This is a genomic window from Thomasclavelia spiroformis DSM 1552 (assembly GCF_025149465.1).
Classification (GTDB): Bacteria; Bacillota_I; Bacilli_A; order Erysipelotrichales; family Coprobacillaceae; genus Thomasclavelia; species Thomasclavelia spiroformis.
Window position 1 is genome coordinate 2512617 of sequence record NZ_CP102275.1, and the last position, 15854, is coordinate 2528470.

Sequence of the window (15854 nt, forward strand, 5' to 3'; positions counted from 1 at the left end):
TTATTATAAAAAAGAGGTATTTTCATAAACATCGAAATACCTTACATTTATCTTACAACATTGTAATATTGGTCATCATTAAAATAGATGGATACTTTAGTATACTTATGAAGTGTTGATTCTAGTTTAATTTTATGTCCCAATTTATCACAAAGCGATTTTGTAATATATAATCCCATTCCTGTAGAGCTGGATACTAAACGACCATTTTGACCAGTAAATGATTTATTAAATACATATTTTTGTTCTTTTTTATCTATACCAATTCCATTATCAATTATTTCCAAGGCAATAGTATTATTATCATTTATTACATTAAATAATATTTTACAATCTTTTTTACTTCGATACTTTATACTATTACTAATAATTTGGTTAATAATGAATTCTAACCACTTACTATCACTTATAACAATTTCATTAATATTCTTTATTTCAATGCTTATTTTATGAAATAATAAACTATCTTGATTACGTTTAATTACTTTATGAATGATTTTTCCCAAATTACACTTTTTAAGTAAATAATCATGCTCACTGTTTTCTAAACGAATATAATATAATACTTGTTCAACATAATTTTCGATTCGATTAATTTGTTCTTGAAGTTTTCTTTTATCGGTTTCATGATTGTAAATCATTAATTTACTGCTAGCAATAGGTAATTTAACTTCATGTACCCATAACTCTATATATTCTTTAAAATCATTGATATTTTGAAGATATTGTTCAATTTCTTCATACATTGATTTATCAATTTCATACAATGAATCATATAATATTTTTCCATCTAAAAAATTAGGTTTTTTTATTAACTCGGTAATTAAACATTTTTTATCAAGTTTGTTTAGTTTATTAATAAAATCTTGATAAAAAACACTTTTACGATAGTAATCATAACCATAAATTATTATCATTGATGATAAAATTACGATTGTAATTATCCAAATTAAACTACTTGTTATTTTAAACATGATTAAAAAGAAATCTATTATTCCTAACATCAATAACCATAATACAAAATAACGTAAATTATCTTTTAAATATTCTTTCAAACTCATATCAATATATATCCTTGATCACGTCTTGTTTCAATCACGTTAATTAATCCAATCTGTACTAATTTCTTTTTTAATCTAGTCATATTTACTGTTAGGGTATTGTCATCAATAAATTTATCAGTTCCCCATAAATAATTCATAATTTCATCTCTGCTAACTATTTTTCCTTGATTCATGAACAAAAAATAAAATATACTCATTTCATTTTTACTTAGTAACAATTCAATATTATCTTTTTTTAAAATACTCTTAGATAAATTAATATTAACTCCATGATAAACTAAATTATTATCAATTTTATTTAATCTTTTAAAAATTGCTTCAATATGCAATAGTAAAATAGTTGGATTATATGGTTTGGTAATATAATCATCAGCACCATAACTCATCGCTAATATTTCATCAATTTCACTATCTTTACTTGTAACCATAATTATTGGTACATTAGAGTTTTTTCTAATTTGTTTTAATAATTGTTGACCATTTAAATACGGTAATTTAATGTCTAATAAAATTAAATCTGGATTGATTTTGATAATATTTTCATATCATAACCTCAATTATTTTTTATTCATTAATTTATTAAATAGTTTTTCTGTTTCTTCATATTGTTTTAATAATATTGCTTTATTTGAATTATTTGGCTTTGGTACTTTTTGATTAACTAATACTTCAAGTTTTTCATCAATTCCTTTTAATAACTTAATTATTTCATCTAATTTTTCTTCCATATTTGCTCCTTAATTGAATTATTTTTTTACTAATGGTTTCATTCGACTTTTTGTATATTCATCTAACCATTCTTGACTAGCTTTTTCATAAATACAATTTCCATTAATATTTTTTGTAATATAAACAGTTGGTGCTTCATTTTTTGTCGCTACAACAAAAGAAAAGTTTTCAATATTAGTAGCTACACCCCATTGTCCTTGATTATTCATTGCAATTAATGACATATCTCCAGCTTTTCCTCTACGTTCTCTTAATTCTTGATCAAATGAATTAACTGCTTTTTGACATGCTTCTTGAGGATGAAATCCTTCTTTCATTAATCTAACTATTTCATAGGCAATACAACCTTTCATCACATCTTCACCTAATCCTGTAGCACTAGCTCCGCCAACTTTACTATCAACATAAAAACCTGAACCAGAAATTGGCGAATCACCAACACGACCAGCATGCTTCATAAACAATCCACTTGTAGAAGTTGCACTAGTCATTTTACCATTAGAATCTAAACAAACCATTCCTACCGTATCATGACCTGAATAAGGTTTTATATCTTGTTCTTTTATTTCTTTTATTCGATTATGATAATGAATTTTAGCACGATCACTAAGCATATTTTTTCTTTTAAAGCCTTTTTTACTAGCATATTTTTCAGCTCCTAAACCTACTAATAAATTATTGACTTTTTCTTTTGATAAACTACGAGCAATACTTATTGGATTTGCAAAATCCTTAATAGCTCCTACTGCTCCAATATCTAAAGTATCTCCATCCATAAATGCTGCATCTAATTCTACTTCCATTTCTTTATTTGGAAGGCCACCATAGCCAACTGCTTTATAGTATGGACAATCTTCAACAATTTTAATTGCTTCTTCTATCGCATTTCCAGCATCATCGTCATTTTTTAACATTTCACTAGCTTTATTTATTCCATCATAAGCCATACACCATGTTGCAATAATACCCCACATTTTGATATCCTCCTTTTTTATTAACCATTTTAACACTTTTTTTTATCATTTTAAACTTAGATATTGTTATAATATAGATAAATAAGTTAAACTATATGTGAGGTGATTTTATGTTAAAATTTATTGAATATCCAAAATGTAGTACTTGTATAAAAGCTAGAAAATATCTTGATCAGTTAGGCTTAGAATATACAAAACGACATATTGTTGATGAAAAATTAAATAAAGATGAATTATTGACGTTATATAAGAAAAGTGGTCTTCCACTTAAACGCTTTTTTAATACTTCTGGTTTAAAATATCGTGAATTAAATTTAAAAGATAAATTATCAACTATGAGTGAAGATGAACAATTAACTATACTTGCAAGTGATGGAATGTTAGTAAAAAGACCAATTATTGAAACTGATGATCGAGTACTAGTTGGTTTTAAAGCTAATGAATACGATTCTTTAAAATAATTATATTCTTTACATAATTTTTAGATTAATTTGAATGTATAGACAATTATATATTGATATAATATACAAGGAGGTTATATATGCCAGCAAGTTATACACATCAATGCTTTGGCAATCTAGTTTTAGAAAATTTAAATGATAAAGAGATTAAAAATACTATTGATAAAAATATAAATTATTATAATATTGGTCTTCAAGGACCAGATATTTTATTTTTTTATCGTCCTTTAAAAAAAAATTCTATTAGTGCTTTAGGAAGCAAATTACATGAAGATATTGCAAGGGAGTTTTTTGAAAATGCTTTAACGATATTAAAAAGTAATTATGATAAACGTGCTTTAGCTTATATTTTAGGATTTATTAATCATTTTATTCTAGATAGTACCTGTCATGGTTATATTAACAAAACAATGAAAGATAAAAATATTAGTCATTTTGAAATTGAACGAGATTTAGAACAACGGTTTATGATCATTAACCATGATGAATTTAATTTTTGTGTACCTAAGCATTACACAATTAATTTAGAGGTGGCTAAAGTTATTGCTCCTTTTTTTAAATTAGAAGCAAAAGATATTTTCATAGCTTTAAAATCATTTAGACGTTTTAATCAATTATTTGCATGTAAAAATAAAATTAAGAGAAATTTTGTTTTAACAGCAATGAAAATAGTTAATGCTAAAAAATACCAAGGGATGATAATTCGCGAAATACCTGAAAAAAGAATTGAAAAAAATATTGATGTATTAGTAAATCAATTCATTCAAGCAACAAATATTGCAGTAAAGGAGATAGTTGGATATTGTTACAGTTTAAAAAATAATACTGGAATATCTAAACGATTTAATTGTAATTATGAATAAACTTACTAAATTAGAGAAATATTGGATTTTATACGATGTTGGTAATTCAGCATTTGTTATGCTTGTTTCAACAATTATTCCAATTTATTTTAAAAATATTGCTTCTAGTGCTGGAATATCATTAAGTGATTCTACAGCTTATTATAGTTATGCTGTTTCTATTTCTACTTTATTTGTTGCACTAACCAGTCCATTTTTAGGAAGTATTGGTGATCGTAAAAATTCTCGAAAACCTATTTTTACTTTTTTTATGATGATTGGTGTTTTGGGTCTTGCTGCTCTTTCTATTCCCGTTGGCTGGATTGTCTTTTTAACGATATTTATTATTGCTAAAGTTGGATTTGCAACTAGTTTAATTTTTTATGATTCGATGTTAGTTGATATAACAACTAGTGATCGAATTGATGAAGTTTCTTCCCATGGTTATGCATGGGGATATATTGGTAGCTGTATTCCTTTTACTATTAGTTTATTGCTTATTTTAGGATGTGATACTATTGGTATATCGGCTACTTTAGCCACTGCTATTGCCTTTATTATGAATGCATTATGGTGGTTATTAATTACTATCCCATTACTAAAAAATTATAAACAGATTAATTGTAACAATGTTAAAGAACCAATTATTAAAAATTTTAAACGTCTTTTTAGTAATATAAAAAATAATAAGAAAGTTTTATTTTTCTTATTAGCATTCTTTTTCTATATTGATGGAGTATATACAATCATTGAAATGGCAACTTCGTATGGAAAAGATGTAGGAATTAGTGATAGTAATTTATTATTAGCATTATTACTCACACAAATCGTGGCATTTCCATTTTCAATAATTTTTGGTAAATTAACTAAAAAATATTCTTTAAAGTCCTTGATTACTTCTTGTATCATGGGGTATTTCTTTATTGCTGTATTTGCTCTCTGGCTAGATAGTGCATGGAAATTTTGGCTATTAGCTGTTTTTGTTGCTATTTTCCAAGGTGCAATTCAGGCCCTTTCAAGATCATATTATGCTAAAATTATTCCTGATAACCAAGCTAGTGAATATTTTAGTATCTTTGATATTTTTGGTAAAGGGGCTTCATTTATGGGAACATTATTAATGGGAATTACAACTCAAATTACTAATAATTCTAGATATGGAGTTATCGTAATTGCTTGTATGTTTTTAATTGGTGGCCTTATTTTTAGATTTAAATGTGCAAAGTTAGACTGATTTTTAATTTTTATTAGTTATTTTATAAGAATATTTAAATATGAAGTATTACTTATATTTACTTTTTTTCATAATTTTGATAAAATTATTCACATAAAATTTAATTTAATGGAAAAGGAGTGTTTAAATTTATGGACGTAGACCCCGAGCCTTCAATCGCTATTCAAATTGTTTTGATCATTGTTCTTACTTTAATTAATGCTTATTTTGCAGCTAGTGAAATGGCTATTGTTTCAGTTAATAAAAGTAAGATTCATCGATTAAGCGAGGAAGGAAATAAGAAAGCTAAATTAGTTGAAAAATTACTTGATCAACCAACTAATTTTTTATCAACTATTCAAGTAGCAATTACTTTAGCTGGTTTCTTTAACTCAGCAAGTGCAGCTACTGGTATTTCTAAAAGCTTTGCTAATGTATTAAAGAATTGGAGTGTTCCATATGCAGATACTATTGCTGTTGTATTGATCACTATTTTAATTTCATTTATTACTTTAATTTTTGGAGAATTAGTTCCTAAAAGAATTGCTTTACAAAAAGCTGAATCATATTCAATGTTCTGTGCCAAACCTATTTTAGTTATTAGTAAAATAGCTAGCCCATTTATTAAAATATTATCGTGGTCAACTAAATTTATTTTAAGAATATTTGGGATGGCTGATGAAAATGTTGAGGAATCTTTATCACGTGAAGAAATTCGTTCAATGGTTGAAAGTGGCCAAGAAAATGGTGTTTTTAATGAAATTGAAACAGATATGATTACTAATATTTTTGAGTTTGACGATAGTTTAGCTTTAAACGTTATGACTCCACGAACTGATGTATATTGTATTGATATTAATGATGCATTAAGTGATAATATTGATCAAATGATGACTATGCAATATACTCGTATTCCAGTTTATGATGACTCTATTGATAATATTATCGGTATTTTAAACATGAAGGATTTTGCTATTGAAGCCCGTAAAGTTGGTTTTGATAACGTAGATATTAAAAAACTTCTAAGAAAACCCTATTTTGTTTTAGAAACTAAAAATATTGATGATTTGTTTAGAGAATTACAAAAAGAACATCAACATATTGCTATTCTAGTTGATGAGTATGGTGGATTTTCTGGAATTATTACTGTTGAAGATTTGATTGAGGAAATCATGGGTGATATCGAAGATGAATATGATCATGATGATGAACCTAAATTAAAAAAAATCGATAATAATAATTATATTGTTGATGGAAACTATTTACTTGATGATCTTGATGATGAATTAGATTTAAAATTATCTAATAATAATCATGATACTATAGGTGGATTTGTACTTCATCTATTAGGAGAAATTCCTGAAGAAAATCAACAACGAACTGTAAAATATGAAAATCTTACTTTTTTGATTATCGGTGTCAAGGGTAATCGTGTTACAAAAATAAAATTAACGATTAATGAAAAAGAAAAAGAACCAGATTTTAGCGAAGACTAAAATTGGTTCTTTTATTTATTTGTTTCGTTTATTACAACATGGTGTGGATATGGAATCTCAATACCTTCTTCATCAAAGCGAGCTTTAATTTTAAAGCGTAAATCAGATAATAATTGAAAACCTGATGAATTATCTTTTGTTAATAATGTTGCCCTTAATTGAATACCACTTGGATTAAATTCAACACAATGAACATTTATCATTGGTTCGTTTTGTTGTATTTGTTCATCAGTTCGACCATCTAAACATAGGGGATGTTTGGTTCCCTCTTCTTGAATAATTTTAATTGCTTTCTGTATATCACTTTCATAAGATATTTCAACATATAAATAATTAGCTTTTTGGGCTTTTACATTTGAAATATTTTCAATTATTGCTTTATTCATAATTGCATTAGGAATAATTATTTGTGTACGTTCAATTGTCTCAATAATACTATGTCTCATTGAAATATCAATAACTGTACCACGAACATTATATTCTTGAACATTAACAAAATCACCTATTTTATAAGGTTTATAAGTCATAATCATAAATCCATTAATCAAATTACTTGCAGCCTCTTGTGAAGCTAACCCAACAACAACTGCAATAATTCCCCCACTTGCAAGTAATGCTTTGATAATTGATTCCATTGCTTTGATTTCGCTCATAATAACAGCTAAAATCAAAACTATTAAAACAATTCTTTTTATTCGCATTGGTAAAGTTAATTTTAAAGGATCTTTAATTTGTTTTTTTAAAACTTTATTTATAATCTTATTTATAATTAATATTGCAATAATTGACAAAATAATACTAATTCCACTATTTATTAAGCCATTTTTAAATATACCATCTATTTGTTTATAGATATTTTCCATTAAATCACCTACTTAATTTTTGTTTTATAATACATTGATAACAAACGTAAACATAAACATTGAATTGCACCAATCATAGCTACTATTATTGATAAATAGCTAATCCAAAATAAAGTATTATTACCCGTATTGAAAGTATTTATTATTAAAAAAACAATAATGGAAATTATCGTTATAATTCCTGAATATTTAGAAAAGAGCATAAATTTTGAAGCTAATAATTCATTTTTATTCATCTTATTTACCTATACAAAAGCGTTTAAATAGTTCGTCCAATAAATCTTCTTTTGCTTTTTCTCCTAATATTTCTTTTAAATTATTCCAACATTCATATAAATCTGTAACAATTAAATCAGTTGGTACTAACATCTTCATTGCTTCTACTGCTTGATTTAAAGCTTGACTAGCTTTTTGAAGTAACATTGTCTGACGAGCATTAGTTAATATGTGATCATTATTATCAATAATTTTTCCTAATTCAAACATTTCTTTTACTTTATTAGTCAATGCTCCAATATCACTATCTTTAGCACTGATTACTACTCCATCTAAATTAACTTTAATTCCTTGATCTGCTTTATTTAAAACAATAATTCGATTAGAATCATTTGTAAGTTCTAATAATTCTTGATCTCCTTGATCCAATTTTAAAGAACCATCAATAACTAATAAAACCAAATCAGCTTGATTGATCAATTCTTTAGATTTTTCAACACCCATACTTTCAATGATATCATCAGTTTCACGAATTCCTGCAGTATCAATCATATTTAAAACAATACCATCTATACTAATACTACCTTCAACAATATCTCTAGTAGTTCCAGCAATATTTGTAACAATTGCTTTTTCTTCTTGTAATAAAGCATTTAACAAACTACTTTTACCAACATTTGGTTTTCCAATTATGACCGTTTTGATTCCTTCTTTTACTAATTTAATATTCTTCGAATCGTTTAATATTTTATTCATTTTTTCTAAAAGAACCTTACTTTCTGGTAATAAAGAAGTTGCTGTTAATTCTTCAACATCATCATATTCAGGATAATCAATATTAACTTCTATTTGTGTTATTATTTTAATTAAATCTTCTTTTAAATCTTCAATAAAATTACTAATATTTCCTCTAATTCCATTTAATGCTAATTCACTTGCATAACTATTTTTAGCACTAATAATATCACTAATAGCTTCTGCTTGAGATAAATCAATTCTTCCATTTAAAAATGCTCGTTTACTAAATTCACCACGTTCAGCTATTCTTGCACCATTTTTTATACATACTTCTAAAACTCGTTTAGTAATATACACGCCACCATGACAATTTATTTCTACCATTTCTTCACCTGTAAAAGTTTTCTTTCCACGATATATATTTACTAATACTTCATCAATTCTTTTTCCATCATCAATAATATACCCATAATTTATTGTATGACTTTCTTTGTCAATTATCTTTCCTGTAAAAAATTTTTGAACAAATGCTATACTTTCTGGACCACTTATTCTTATAATTGAAATAGCAGCTTCTAAACGACTTGTTGCAACTGCAACAATTATATACTCGTTCAAAATATCACCATCCTTTATCTTTTGTATTTTATCACAAATTATTATTAATTAATATACCCAATCAATGTTATAATATTTATAAGTAGAGGAAAAGTTTTATAATAAATAACATTTACAAATTAATTTTCTGTTTCTCTCTACATATTAAAATATTTTTCATTTATGTAAAGAACGGAGGTCAAAATGAAATTAGGAATTATTGGTAGTGGCATGATTGTCAATGATTTATTATCTTTTGTTGAAAGTATTAAAAATATTGAGTTAGTTGCTATTTTAGGTAGAGAAAAATCAAGGACGAAAATTGAAAAAATTATCGATCAATATCATATAAAAAAAGCTTATTATGATTATGACAAATTATTAAATGATTCACAAATTGATACAATTTATATTGCTTTACCTAATCATCTTCATTATGAATATACAAAAAAAGCATTATTACATAATAAACATGTAATTTGTGAAAAACCTTTTACTTCTAATATAACTGAATTAGATGAATTAATTAAAATAGCAAAACAACAAAATTGTCTTCTTTTTGAAGCAATTACTAATCAATATCTTCCTACTTATCAAGATATAAAAAATAAATTAAATGAAATTGGAAAAATAGGTATTATCTCATCTAATTATTCACAATATTCATCTCGTTATGATGCATTTAAACGTGGTGAAATATTACCAGTTTTTGATGTTAATCAATCTGGTGGAGCTTTAATGGATTTGAATATTTACAACATTCATTTTGTAGTAGGTTTATTTGGTAAACCTAAAAATGTGCATTATTTTGCTAACATTGAACGAGGAATTGATACTTCTGGTATTGTTGTTTTAGAGTATGACTCTTTAAAAGCAATTTGTATTGGAGCTAAGGATTGTGATGCTCCTATCACTTCAACTATTCAAGGAGATCTTGGATGTATTAAAATTGAAGGTCCAACTAGTACTTTAGCAGATGTTAGTCTTATTAAAAATAAAGAAAAATATGTTATTGATTCATTAGATAAACATCGTATGTACTCTGAATTTAAATGTTTTAGTGAATATATTGATAACAAAAATTATGAAGTGTGTGATAAAATGCTTAAACATTCAAGAATTGTTATGGATGTTTTAACAAAAGCTAGAAAAAGCGCCAACATTGTTTTTGGATGTGAAAAATAATTTAATGATGAAAAAGAGTATAGATTATTATATTTAAATAATAATGGTATACTAAAATATCCGAAGCTTAAAGGGACGCTATAAAATATCAGTAGGTATACCCTCTAAAAATATCGTGGGGTGTGATATCACACCCTTTTTTGATACAATTTTATAATCTAGTTCTAGCCTGATTAAAGTATAATGAATAAAGAATTATTACAATTATTTGATATTAAAGATGATGATGTTGAATTCTTTACTGTTGACAATAAAGAATTGAATTACGAAATCAACATTATATTTAAACCATCTAGAAAATATTGTCCTAACTGTGGCAGCATACATTTCATTAATAAAGGTAATAAAAAAAGATCACTGGTGTCTGCACCCATAAATGATAAACCTGTTAAAATGATTACTTATGTCAAAAGATATAAATGTTTAGACTGCGATTTTTCATTCTCAGATATAAATCCAATAGCATATGATGCCTGGTCATTTACACGAACAGCTATTATTTCCATTCTGAATAAGCTAAAACCTTACAATACTACTTATGCTTCAATAGCTAGAATGTATGGTGTATCTTCTACTAGAATCATGGATATATTTGATACATTCGTAAGAATCAAAAAACATACTTTACCTAGAGTTTTACTGATTGATAAATTCCATTTTTTTAGAAGTACTAAATATAAATATCCTTCAATTCTTATGAACTTTTAAAACAATTTAATAGTTGATATCGTTGTTGAGTCGAGAACTCATGATATCATGTCAGATTATTTCTTTAAAATCAGTCTAGAGAAAAAAAGGTCGAGTATATATGTACTGACATGCATTTTGTATTTAAACCTCTGTTAAAGACATATTTTCCTAAATCGACCTTGCTGATTGATCATTTTCATGTAATCCGTTTAATAAATGATCGACTAAATCATACTCGAAAAAGAATCATGCGTAAATATGCACAAAACAAAAAATCACTGGAGTACAGATTATTAAAGCATCGATATAAAATATTACTCAAATCTGGAAACTATATAGACCATGAAGTATTTAAATACGATAAGCTGTTAAAACATTATGTAACAGAGAATATGATACTTGAAAGTTTATTAAGCTTTGATGATGAGCTCAAACAGGCATATAGCGCTAAAGAAGAATATCTCATATTTGATCAGGTTACAAAGGAAGAAGCTAATAATAGCGATAAAAGAAAAGAATTTAATAACGTGATAAAAAGATTTAAACATACACAAGTTGAAGAAAGTATCAGTGTTGCACAGATACTAAGCAGCTGGAAGGAAGAAATACTAAATTCGTTTATCTGGATAAACAATAGACGTATATCTAATGGACCAGTTGAAGGTAAAAACAATTACATAAAAAAGATATTATCTAATGCAAATGGTATGACTAATTTTCAAAGTGCAAGAAACAGAATTTTATACTCTCAAAACAAATATGAAACATATTCTATGAATGAACACAAAAACAAAATTAAACGTACAGGTACCCCCAGAGGAGCCTATAAGAAAACAAAAATAGTAAAAACATATAAATAAAGGAGGAAAACTAGGACTAGACATCATCCTAATTATCCTCCAAAAAGCAACAGATATTTTAAAGGAAATACTGATTTATAATCAATATTCCCCTTAATATTTTAGAGCGATTTTCACTAAAGCGTCTGATTATTTAGAGCGCCATAATAATTTATACTCTTTCTTTTTTAATTAAAATATAGTAATACACTGATAATATTGTCGCTAAAATAAATGTAATAAGACCTGAAATAAATGGTAATCTTGGATTAAAAACATAAAGAAAACCTGCTATTAATGCACCTAAAATTCCTCCTAATGATTTAATTGCATTATAAAATCCCATAACAATATTTGTATTTTTATTATTTGATCTACTTGCAATTAAATCCTGGATAACCGGTACAATAATTGCATTTAATGCAAAATAAACAACATTTAATAATATAAAAATTATAATATTATTAGTTAGTAATACATTAAACATCGTAATACTACTAATTAATAATAAAAATATCGATGCTTTAGAAACATTAGTATATTTAATAATCCACAAACAGATTGTTCCATTTGCAATTAATGAAATAAAACCAATAGCAGCTTTTATGATTCCATTATATCCAGAACTTAGATTAAAAATATCTTTTATATAATAATTAAAACTTTGTTCAAATGCTGTAAATCCAATAAAAGATAAACAACAAATAATAAATAAAATAAAATATTTTTTATTCATAAATGACTTTGCTTGTTTAAAAGAAATAAACGGATTTGCTTGTTTAACTAATACACTTAATTTTTGTTTTTTTATAGTATTACAATCATTATTACAAAATATATAAAATAATACTCCACTACTAGCCAAAACAATTGCTTGTACTACAAATGTTAAATCAATTGATATCTCACCTAACATTCCACCAATAAAATATCCAAAAGCTGCACAGACACTTGCTACTGTTGCTAAAATTGTTAAATTTTGACCTCTTTTTTCAACTGGTGTAACATTAACTACATACGTTAAAAAACTAACATATGCTCCACCGGTAAAAAAACCAGAAAACATTCGAGCAAAAATCAATGTAGTTTGTGATGTTGATTGCCAAAATAGTATTTGTCCCACAGCATAACCAATACCACAAATCAACATTGTTGTTTTGCTGTTAATTTGCTCATTTAATTTTCCCCAAAAAGGTGAAAATAAAAAATTTAATCCCATCATCGCCCCATAAGCAACTCCAAACATATAATCTCCTAAAGCTAAGTTTTTTATTACTGTTGGTGTAATGGGATGAGCAAAATTAGCTGCTAAATTAAACATACCATTAATTATAAAAAAAACTATTAATTTATTCATATTATCCCTCATCACTCTTTTTATAAAGAAAAACACATGAAAACATGTGTTTATTCTATATATGAAATAACCATATGTCTATTTTTTCCTTCACCATAGCTCTGTGTTTTTACATGATCTAATTTAGCTAACTCTTGATGCATAACTTTACGTTCATCAGCAGGCATTGGATCAAGTTTGATATCAGCTTTAGTTCTTAAAACTTGTTTTCCTAATTTTCTTGCCATGCTAGCTACTTTTTTATAACGTTCTTCTTTATAACCATTAATATCAACACTTAATTCAATTCTTTTTTTATATGTAGTACTTACTGCATTTTTTACAATAAAATTAATTGCTCTTAAGATTACACCAGCTTTTCCAATCAATATAGAGTTGTTGCTTGTATTTATATTGCAATATATACGTCCATCTTGTAAATAAGAAACAGTTTCAACTTCAAATCCCATTTCACTGATAAATCTTCTAACATATCCTTCAATATATTCTTGAACCATAGCTATAGTGTAGCATTCTATTTCCGCTCTTTTAGTGAAAAAAGTTTTTGTTTCACTTATTACTTCATAATTTAATTCATCAACAGTTACATTTAATTCTTGACAAGCCAAATTAACAGCATCCTGTACAGTTTTTGCTGTAAATCTTCTAAACATTTATTTCACCTTGCTTCCCTTATAAAAGCTAATACATTATTTATTAACTTCTTTTTTTACTTTTTCAATATGGAAGAATTGAATATATACAGTTCTTACAATACCGATAATATTAGTAGTTATCCAATATAAGGACATTGCTGCTGGCATTGTAGCTGCTAAATAAACAATAAACAATGTCATTACATTATTCATTGTATTCATTGTTTGCATTTGTTGACTCGGACGATATCTTGGCGAACGTTTAGCCATTATTTGTGATATCTGCACTGCAAAATATTGAGTCACTGCTACTAGTAATAATAATACAATATATTCAATACTAAATTCCATTATATGACTAATTGGTTTTTCACCTAAATTAATTCCAAATAATGATGTTTTATACAAAATATCAATTCTTTGAACTGCCTGCCACATTGCAATCATAATTGGTAATGTTAAGAAAGTTGCAAATGAGCCAAACATGCTTACATTATGTTTTTTGTATAAATTTTGAATTTCAGCATTTTGTCGCATTTGTGAAGCTTGATCTTTACGTCCTCTATACTTATTTTGTATTTTTTCCATTTCTGGTTGTAATAACTGTATTTTTTGTGTTGATACAGTTGATTTAACCATTATCGGTAAGGTAATTAAATTCACAACAATTGTAACCCCAATTACCCCGATAGCAACATTTCCTACATACTGATTAATAAACAAAATTCCCTTAGCTATCGGTATAACAAACAAAAAGTCAAACCATCCTGCACTCAATGACCACGGTGTTGACATTGTTATTGCTCTTGAATCGATTAAATTACCGTTTTTATCAAGATTTGCAGTACATCCAGTTAAGATAGCAATAAAGAAAACTAAACAAAACACTTTTAATATTTTTTTAGTCTTGTTATCTAATACCATTTAATTTTCCATCCTTTTTAATATTTTTTCATATAAATAATTAAATTCTTTTAAGTTAGAAGTAAAATTTAAATCTAAAAATTTATTTCTAACAATTACTATATAATCATAATTATCATCTAAATTTATTGTTTCTTTGACAATCATCCGAACTTGTCGTTTAATTTTATTCCTGATTACAGCTTTACCTAATTTTTTACTCACAGATATTCCAATACGAGCATGTCCAATATCATTTTTTAAATAATAAATAATAAAAGTTCGATTAGCCATACTTTGTTTTCTTTTAATTATACGACTAAAATCTTCATTTTTTTTTACTCGGTATTCTTTTTTCATAATTTTTAGAAAAAAAACCCACCGTAAAGTGGATTTTCTTAAGCAGATAAGACTTTTCTTCCTCTTTTACGGCGACGTGCAAGCACTTTTCTTCCTCCTACAGTAGCCATTCTAGCTCTAAAACCATGAGTTTTTGATCTTTTTCTTTTATTTGGTTGATATGTTCTTTTCATTTATTACACCTCCAAAAATACTATATTTTTTATACAAATAACATATGCTCCCCCATTTTATATGAAAATGCTCTTTAAGTCAATGAAATTAAAGGAAAAAGTCCATTAAATAATCGATATTATTTAATCTCATTAATAAAAGTCACAATTTTTGTGACTTTTAAAAGACATCCTTTTTCATTAAATTTCACTATAAAACGCATAGTTTATCCACAATATTATATATATGTGTTTTTAATTGTGAATAAATGTGAAAAATTATAAAAATACTTGTCGCTATTAGATATTTATTGTGACTTTATCGTGAATCTAAATAAAAAATCTATTTTTTTATCACAAACTTCACATTCACATTTTCCTATATGCATAAATAAACTTGTGAATATTGTGAAAATATGTCGAAAAGCTTATAAAATATAACAAATATTGTGAATATCTTTGTGAACAATTACCTACCTTAGTTTTTTTACTTTAAATTTGTGCCTTATTTGCTTATAATTAAGGTGCGGAGGTGAAAAA

Annotated in this window: 19 protein-coding genes; 7 read left to right on the plus strand and 12 right to left on the minus strand. The window is 26.1% G+C overall.

The annotated features are described in order from the left end of the window. Positions 1 to 47 precede the first annotated feature (47 nt). The 4 genes from NQ543_RS11975 to NQ543_RS11990 are packed head-to-tail and all read right to left on the minus strand — an operon-like array spanning position 48 to position 2767. Positions 48 to 1061, minus strand: coding sequence for a sensor histidine kinase (locus tag NQ543_RS11975; RefSeq protein WP_004610884.1), 1014 nt, complete (start codon positions 1059 to 1061; stop codon positions 48 to 50). Further along, positions 1058 to 1600: a winged helix-turn-helix domain-containing protein gene (locus tag NQ543_RS11980; protein WP_083784308.1), complete on the minus strand. Its 543-nt coding sequence runs from the start codon at positions 1598 to 1600 to the stop codon at positions 1058 to 1060. The genes NQ543_RS11975 and NQ543_RS11980 overlap by 4 nt, the downstream gene beginning before the upstream one ends. Positions 1601 to 1621: 21 nt before the next feature. After that, positions 1622 to 1792, minus strand: coding sequence for a hypothetical protein (locus tag NQ543_RS11985; protein WP_004610882.1), 171 nt, complete (start codon positions 1790 to 1792; stop codon positions 1622 to 1624). 18 nt (positions 1793 to 1810) lie between these two features. Then, a complete protein-coding gene (locus NQ543_RS11990; RefSeq protein ID WP_039904807.1) occupies positions 1811 to 2767 on the minus strand; it encodes a glycosylasparaginase in 957 nt (318 codons plus the stop codon). Positions 2768 to 2877: 110 nt separating this feature from the next. Here NQ543_RS11990 and NQ543_RS11995 point away from each other — a divergent pair, with 110 nt between their 5' ends. The 4 genes from NQ543_RS11995 (at position 2878) to NQ543_RS12010 (ending at position 6779) form a co-directional block, all read left to right on the plus strand. Further along, positions 2878 to 3228: an arsenate reductase family protein gene (locus NQ543_RS11995; protein ID WP_004610880.1), complete on the plus strand. Its 351-nt coding sequence runs from the start codon at positions 2878 to 2880 to the stop codon at positions 3226 to 3228. 80 nt (positions 3229 to 3308) lie between these two features. Beyond that, the gene (locus NQ543_RS12000; protein WP_004610879.1) at positions 3309 to 4091 is read left to right on the plus strand and encodes a zinc dependent phospholipase C family protein; all 783 of its coding nucleotides are present in this window, start codon (positions 3309 to 3311) and stop codon (positions 4089 to 4091) included. After that, positions 4084 to 5304 (plus strand): MFS transporter, encoded by a 1221-nt coding sequence (locus tag NQ543_RS12005; RefSeq protein ID WP_004610878.1) that lies wholly within the window; start codon positions 4084 to 4086, stop codon positions 5302 to 5304. Before NQ543_RS12000 ends, NQ543_RS12005 begins: the two co-directional genes overlap by 8 nt. A 131-nt stretch (positions 5305 to 5435) precedes the next feature. Next, positions 5436 to 6779 (plus strand): hemolysin family protein, encoded by a 1344-nt coding sequence (locus tag NQ543_RS12010; protein ID WP_004610877.1) that lies wholly within the window; start codon positions 5436 to 5438, stop codon positions 6777 to 6779. Positions 6780 to 6790: 11 nt separating this feature from the next. Here the strand turns inward: NQ543_RS12010 and NQ543_RS12015 are convergent, their stop codons facing one another. The 3 genes from NQ543_RS12015 to mnmE are packed head-to-tail and all read right to left on the minus strand — an operon-like array spanning position 6791 to position 9214. Then, a complete protein-coding gene (locus NQ543_RS12015; RefSeq protein WP_004610876.1) occupies positions 6791 to 7642 on the minus strand; it encodes a mechanosensitive ion channel family protein in 852 nt (283 codons plus the stop codon). An 8-nt stretch (positions 7643 to 7650) separates the two neighbouring features. Further along, positions 7651 to 7878 carry a hypothetical protein gene (locus NQ543_RS12020; RefSeq protein WP_004610875.1) on the minus strand — a complete coding sequence of 76 codons (228 nt, stop codon included), beginning with the start codon at positions 7876 to 7878 and terminating at the stop codon, positions 7651 to 7653. Position 7879: 1 nt separating this feature from the next. After that, positions 7880 to 9214 carry a tRNA uridine-5-carboxymethylaminomethyl(34) synthesis GTPase MnmE gene (gene mnmE, locus NQ543_RS12025; protein WP_004610874.1) on the minus strand — a complete coding sequence of 445 codons (1335 nt, stop codon included), beginning with the start codon at positions 9212 to 9214 and terminating at the stop codon, positions 7880 to 7882. Between the two features lie 183 nt (positions 9215 to 9397). On the opposite strand from mnmE, the gene NQ543_RS12030 reads away from it, so the two are divergent. From NQ543_RS12030 to NQ543_RS12040, 3 genes are all read left to right on the plus strand, one after another. Then, positions 9398 to 10378, plus strand: coding sequence for a Gfo/Idh/MocA family protein (locus NQ543_RS12030; protein WP_004610873.1), 981 nt, complete (start codon positions 9398 to 9400; stop codon positions 10376 to 10378). A 183-nt stretch (positions 10379 to 10561) separates the two neighbouring features. Further along, positions 10562 to 11086 (plus strand): transposase family protein, encoded by a 525-nt coding sequence (locus NQ543_RS12035; protein WP_004610872.1) that lies wholly within the window; start codon positions 10562 to 10564, stop codon positions 11084 to 11086. A gap of 110 nt (positions 11087 to 11196) precedes the next feature. Continuing rightward, on the plus strand, positions 11197 to 11928 hold the full coding sequence (locus NQ543_RS12040) for a transposase (RefSeq protein ID WP_004610871.1): 732 nt from the start codon (positions 11197 to 11199) through the stop codon (positions 11926 to 11928). Positions 11929 to 12079: 151 nt separating this feature from the next. On the opposite strand, the gene NQ543_RS12045 is transcribed toward NQ543_RS12040, so the two are convergent. From NQ543_RS12045 to rpmH, 5 genes are read right to left on the minus strand one after another with little or no spacing between them, the layout of a single operon-like run. Next, positions 12080 to 13264, minus strand: coding sequence for an MFS transporter (locus NQ543_RS12045; RefSeq protein WP_039904805.1), 1185 nt, complete (start codon positions 13262 to 13264; stop codon positions 12080 to 12082). A 50-nt stretch (positions 13265 to 13314) separates the two neighbouring features. After that, positions 13315 to 13917 carry an RNA-binding cell elongation regulator Jag/EloR gene (jag, locus tag NQ543_RS12050; protein ID WP_004610869.1) on the minus strand — a complete coding sequence of 201 codons (603 nt, stop codon included), beginning with the start codon at positions 13915 to 13917 and terminating at the stop codon, positions 13315 to 13317. A gap of 36 nt (positions 13918 to 13953) precedes the next feature. Then, positions 13954 to 14823 carry a YidC/Oxa1 family membrane protein insertase gene (locus NQ543_RS12055; protein ID WP_004610868.1) on the minus strand — a complete coding sequence of 290 codons (870 nt, stop codon included), beginning with the start codon at positions 14821 to 14823 and terminating at the stop codon, positions 13954 to 13956. Beyond that, complete coding sequence (rnpA, locus tag NQ543_RS12060; RefSeq protein ID WP_004610867.1) at positions 14824 to 15162, minus strand: ribonuclease P protein component; 339 nt, start codon at positions 15160 to 15162, stop codon at positions 14824 to 14826. Between the two features lie 38 nt (positions 15163 to 15200). Beyond that, positions 15201 to 15335, minus strand: a complete 135-nt coding sequence (rpmH, locus tag NQ543_RS12065) for a 50S ribosomal protein L34 (protein ID WP_003535525.1) — start codon at positions 15333 to 15335, stop codon at positions 15201 to 15203. Positions 15336 to 15854 lie beyond the last annotated feature (519 nt).

Bases quoted from the DNA above. Each gene is read 5' to 3' on its own strand.
- NQ543_RS12040 (WP_004610871.1), top strand. From the start codon at position 11,197: ATGCATTTTGTATTTAAACCTCTGTTAAAGACATATTTTCCTAAATCG.
- NQ543_RS11990 (WP_039904807.1), bottom strand. From the start codon at position 2,767: ATGTGGGGTATTATTGCAACATGGTGTATGGCTTATGATGGAATAAAT.
- NQ543_RS11975 (WP_004610884.1), bottom strand. From the start codon at position 1,061: ATGAGTTTGAAAGAATATTTAAAAGATAATTTACGTTATTTTGTATTA.
- rnpA (WP_004610867.1), bottom strand. From the start codon at position 15,162: ATGAAAAAAGAATACCGAGTAAAAAAAAATGAAGATTTTAGTCGTATA.
- NQ543_RS11995 (WP_004610880.1), top strand. From the start codon at position 2,878: ATGTTAAAATTTATTGAATATCCAAAATGTAGTACTTGTATAAAAGCT.
- jag (WP_004610869.1), bottom strand. From the start codon at position 13,917: ATGTTTAGAAGATTTACAGCAAAAACTGTACAGGATGCTGTTAATTTG.
- NQ543_RS12030 (WP_004610873.1), top strand. From the start codon at position 9,398: ATGAAATTAGGAATTATTGGTAGTGGCATGATTGTCAATGATTTATTA.
- NQ543_RS12005 (WP_004610878.1), top strand. From the start codon at position 4,084: ATGAATAAACTTACTAAATTAGAGAAATATTGGATTTTATACGATGTT.
- NQ543_RS12020 (WP_004610875.1), bottom strand. From the start codon at position 7,878: ATGAATAAAAATGAATTATTAGCTTCAAAATTTATGCTCTTTTCTAAA.
- rpmH (WP_003535525.1), bottom strand. From the start codon at position 15,335: ATGAAAAGAACATATCAACCAAATAAAAGAAAAAGATCAAAAACTCAT.
- NQ543_RS12015 (WP_004610876.1), bottom strand. From the start codon at position 7,642: ATGGAAAATATCTATAAACAAATAGATGGTATATTTAAAAATGGCTTA.
- NQ543_RS12035 (WP_004610872.1), top strand. From the start codon at position 10,562: ATGAATAAAGAATTATTACAATTATTTGATATTAAAGATGATGATGTT.
- NQ543_RS12010 (WP_004610877.1), top strand. From the start codon at position 5,436: ATGGACGTAGACCCCGAGCCTTCAATCGCTATTCAAATTGTTTTGATC.
- NQ543_RS12045 (WP_039904805.1), bottom strand. From the start codon at position 13,264: ATGAATAAATTAATAGTTTTTTTTATAATTAATGGTATGTTTAATTTA.
- NQ543_RS12055 (WP_004610868.1), bottom strand. From the start codon at position 14,823: ATGGTATTAGATAACAAGACTAAAAAAATATTAAAAGTGTTTTGTTTA.
- NQ543_RS12000 (WP_004610879.1), top strand. From the start codon at position 3,309: ATGCCAGCAAGTTATACACATCAATGCTTTGGCAATCTAGTTTTAGAA.
- NQ543_RS11985 (WP_004610882.1), bottom strand. From the start codon at position 1,792: ATGGAAGAAAAATTAGATGAAATAATTAAGTTATTAAAAGGAATTGAT.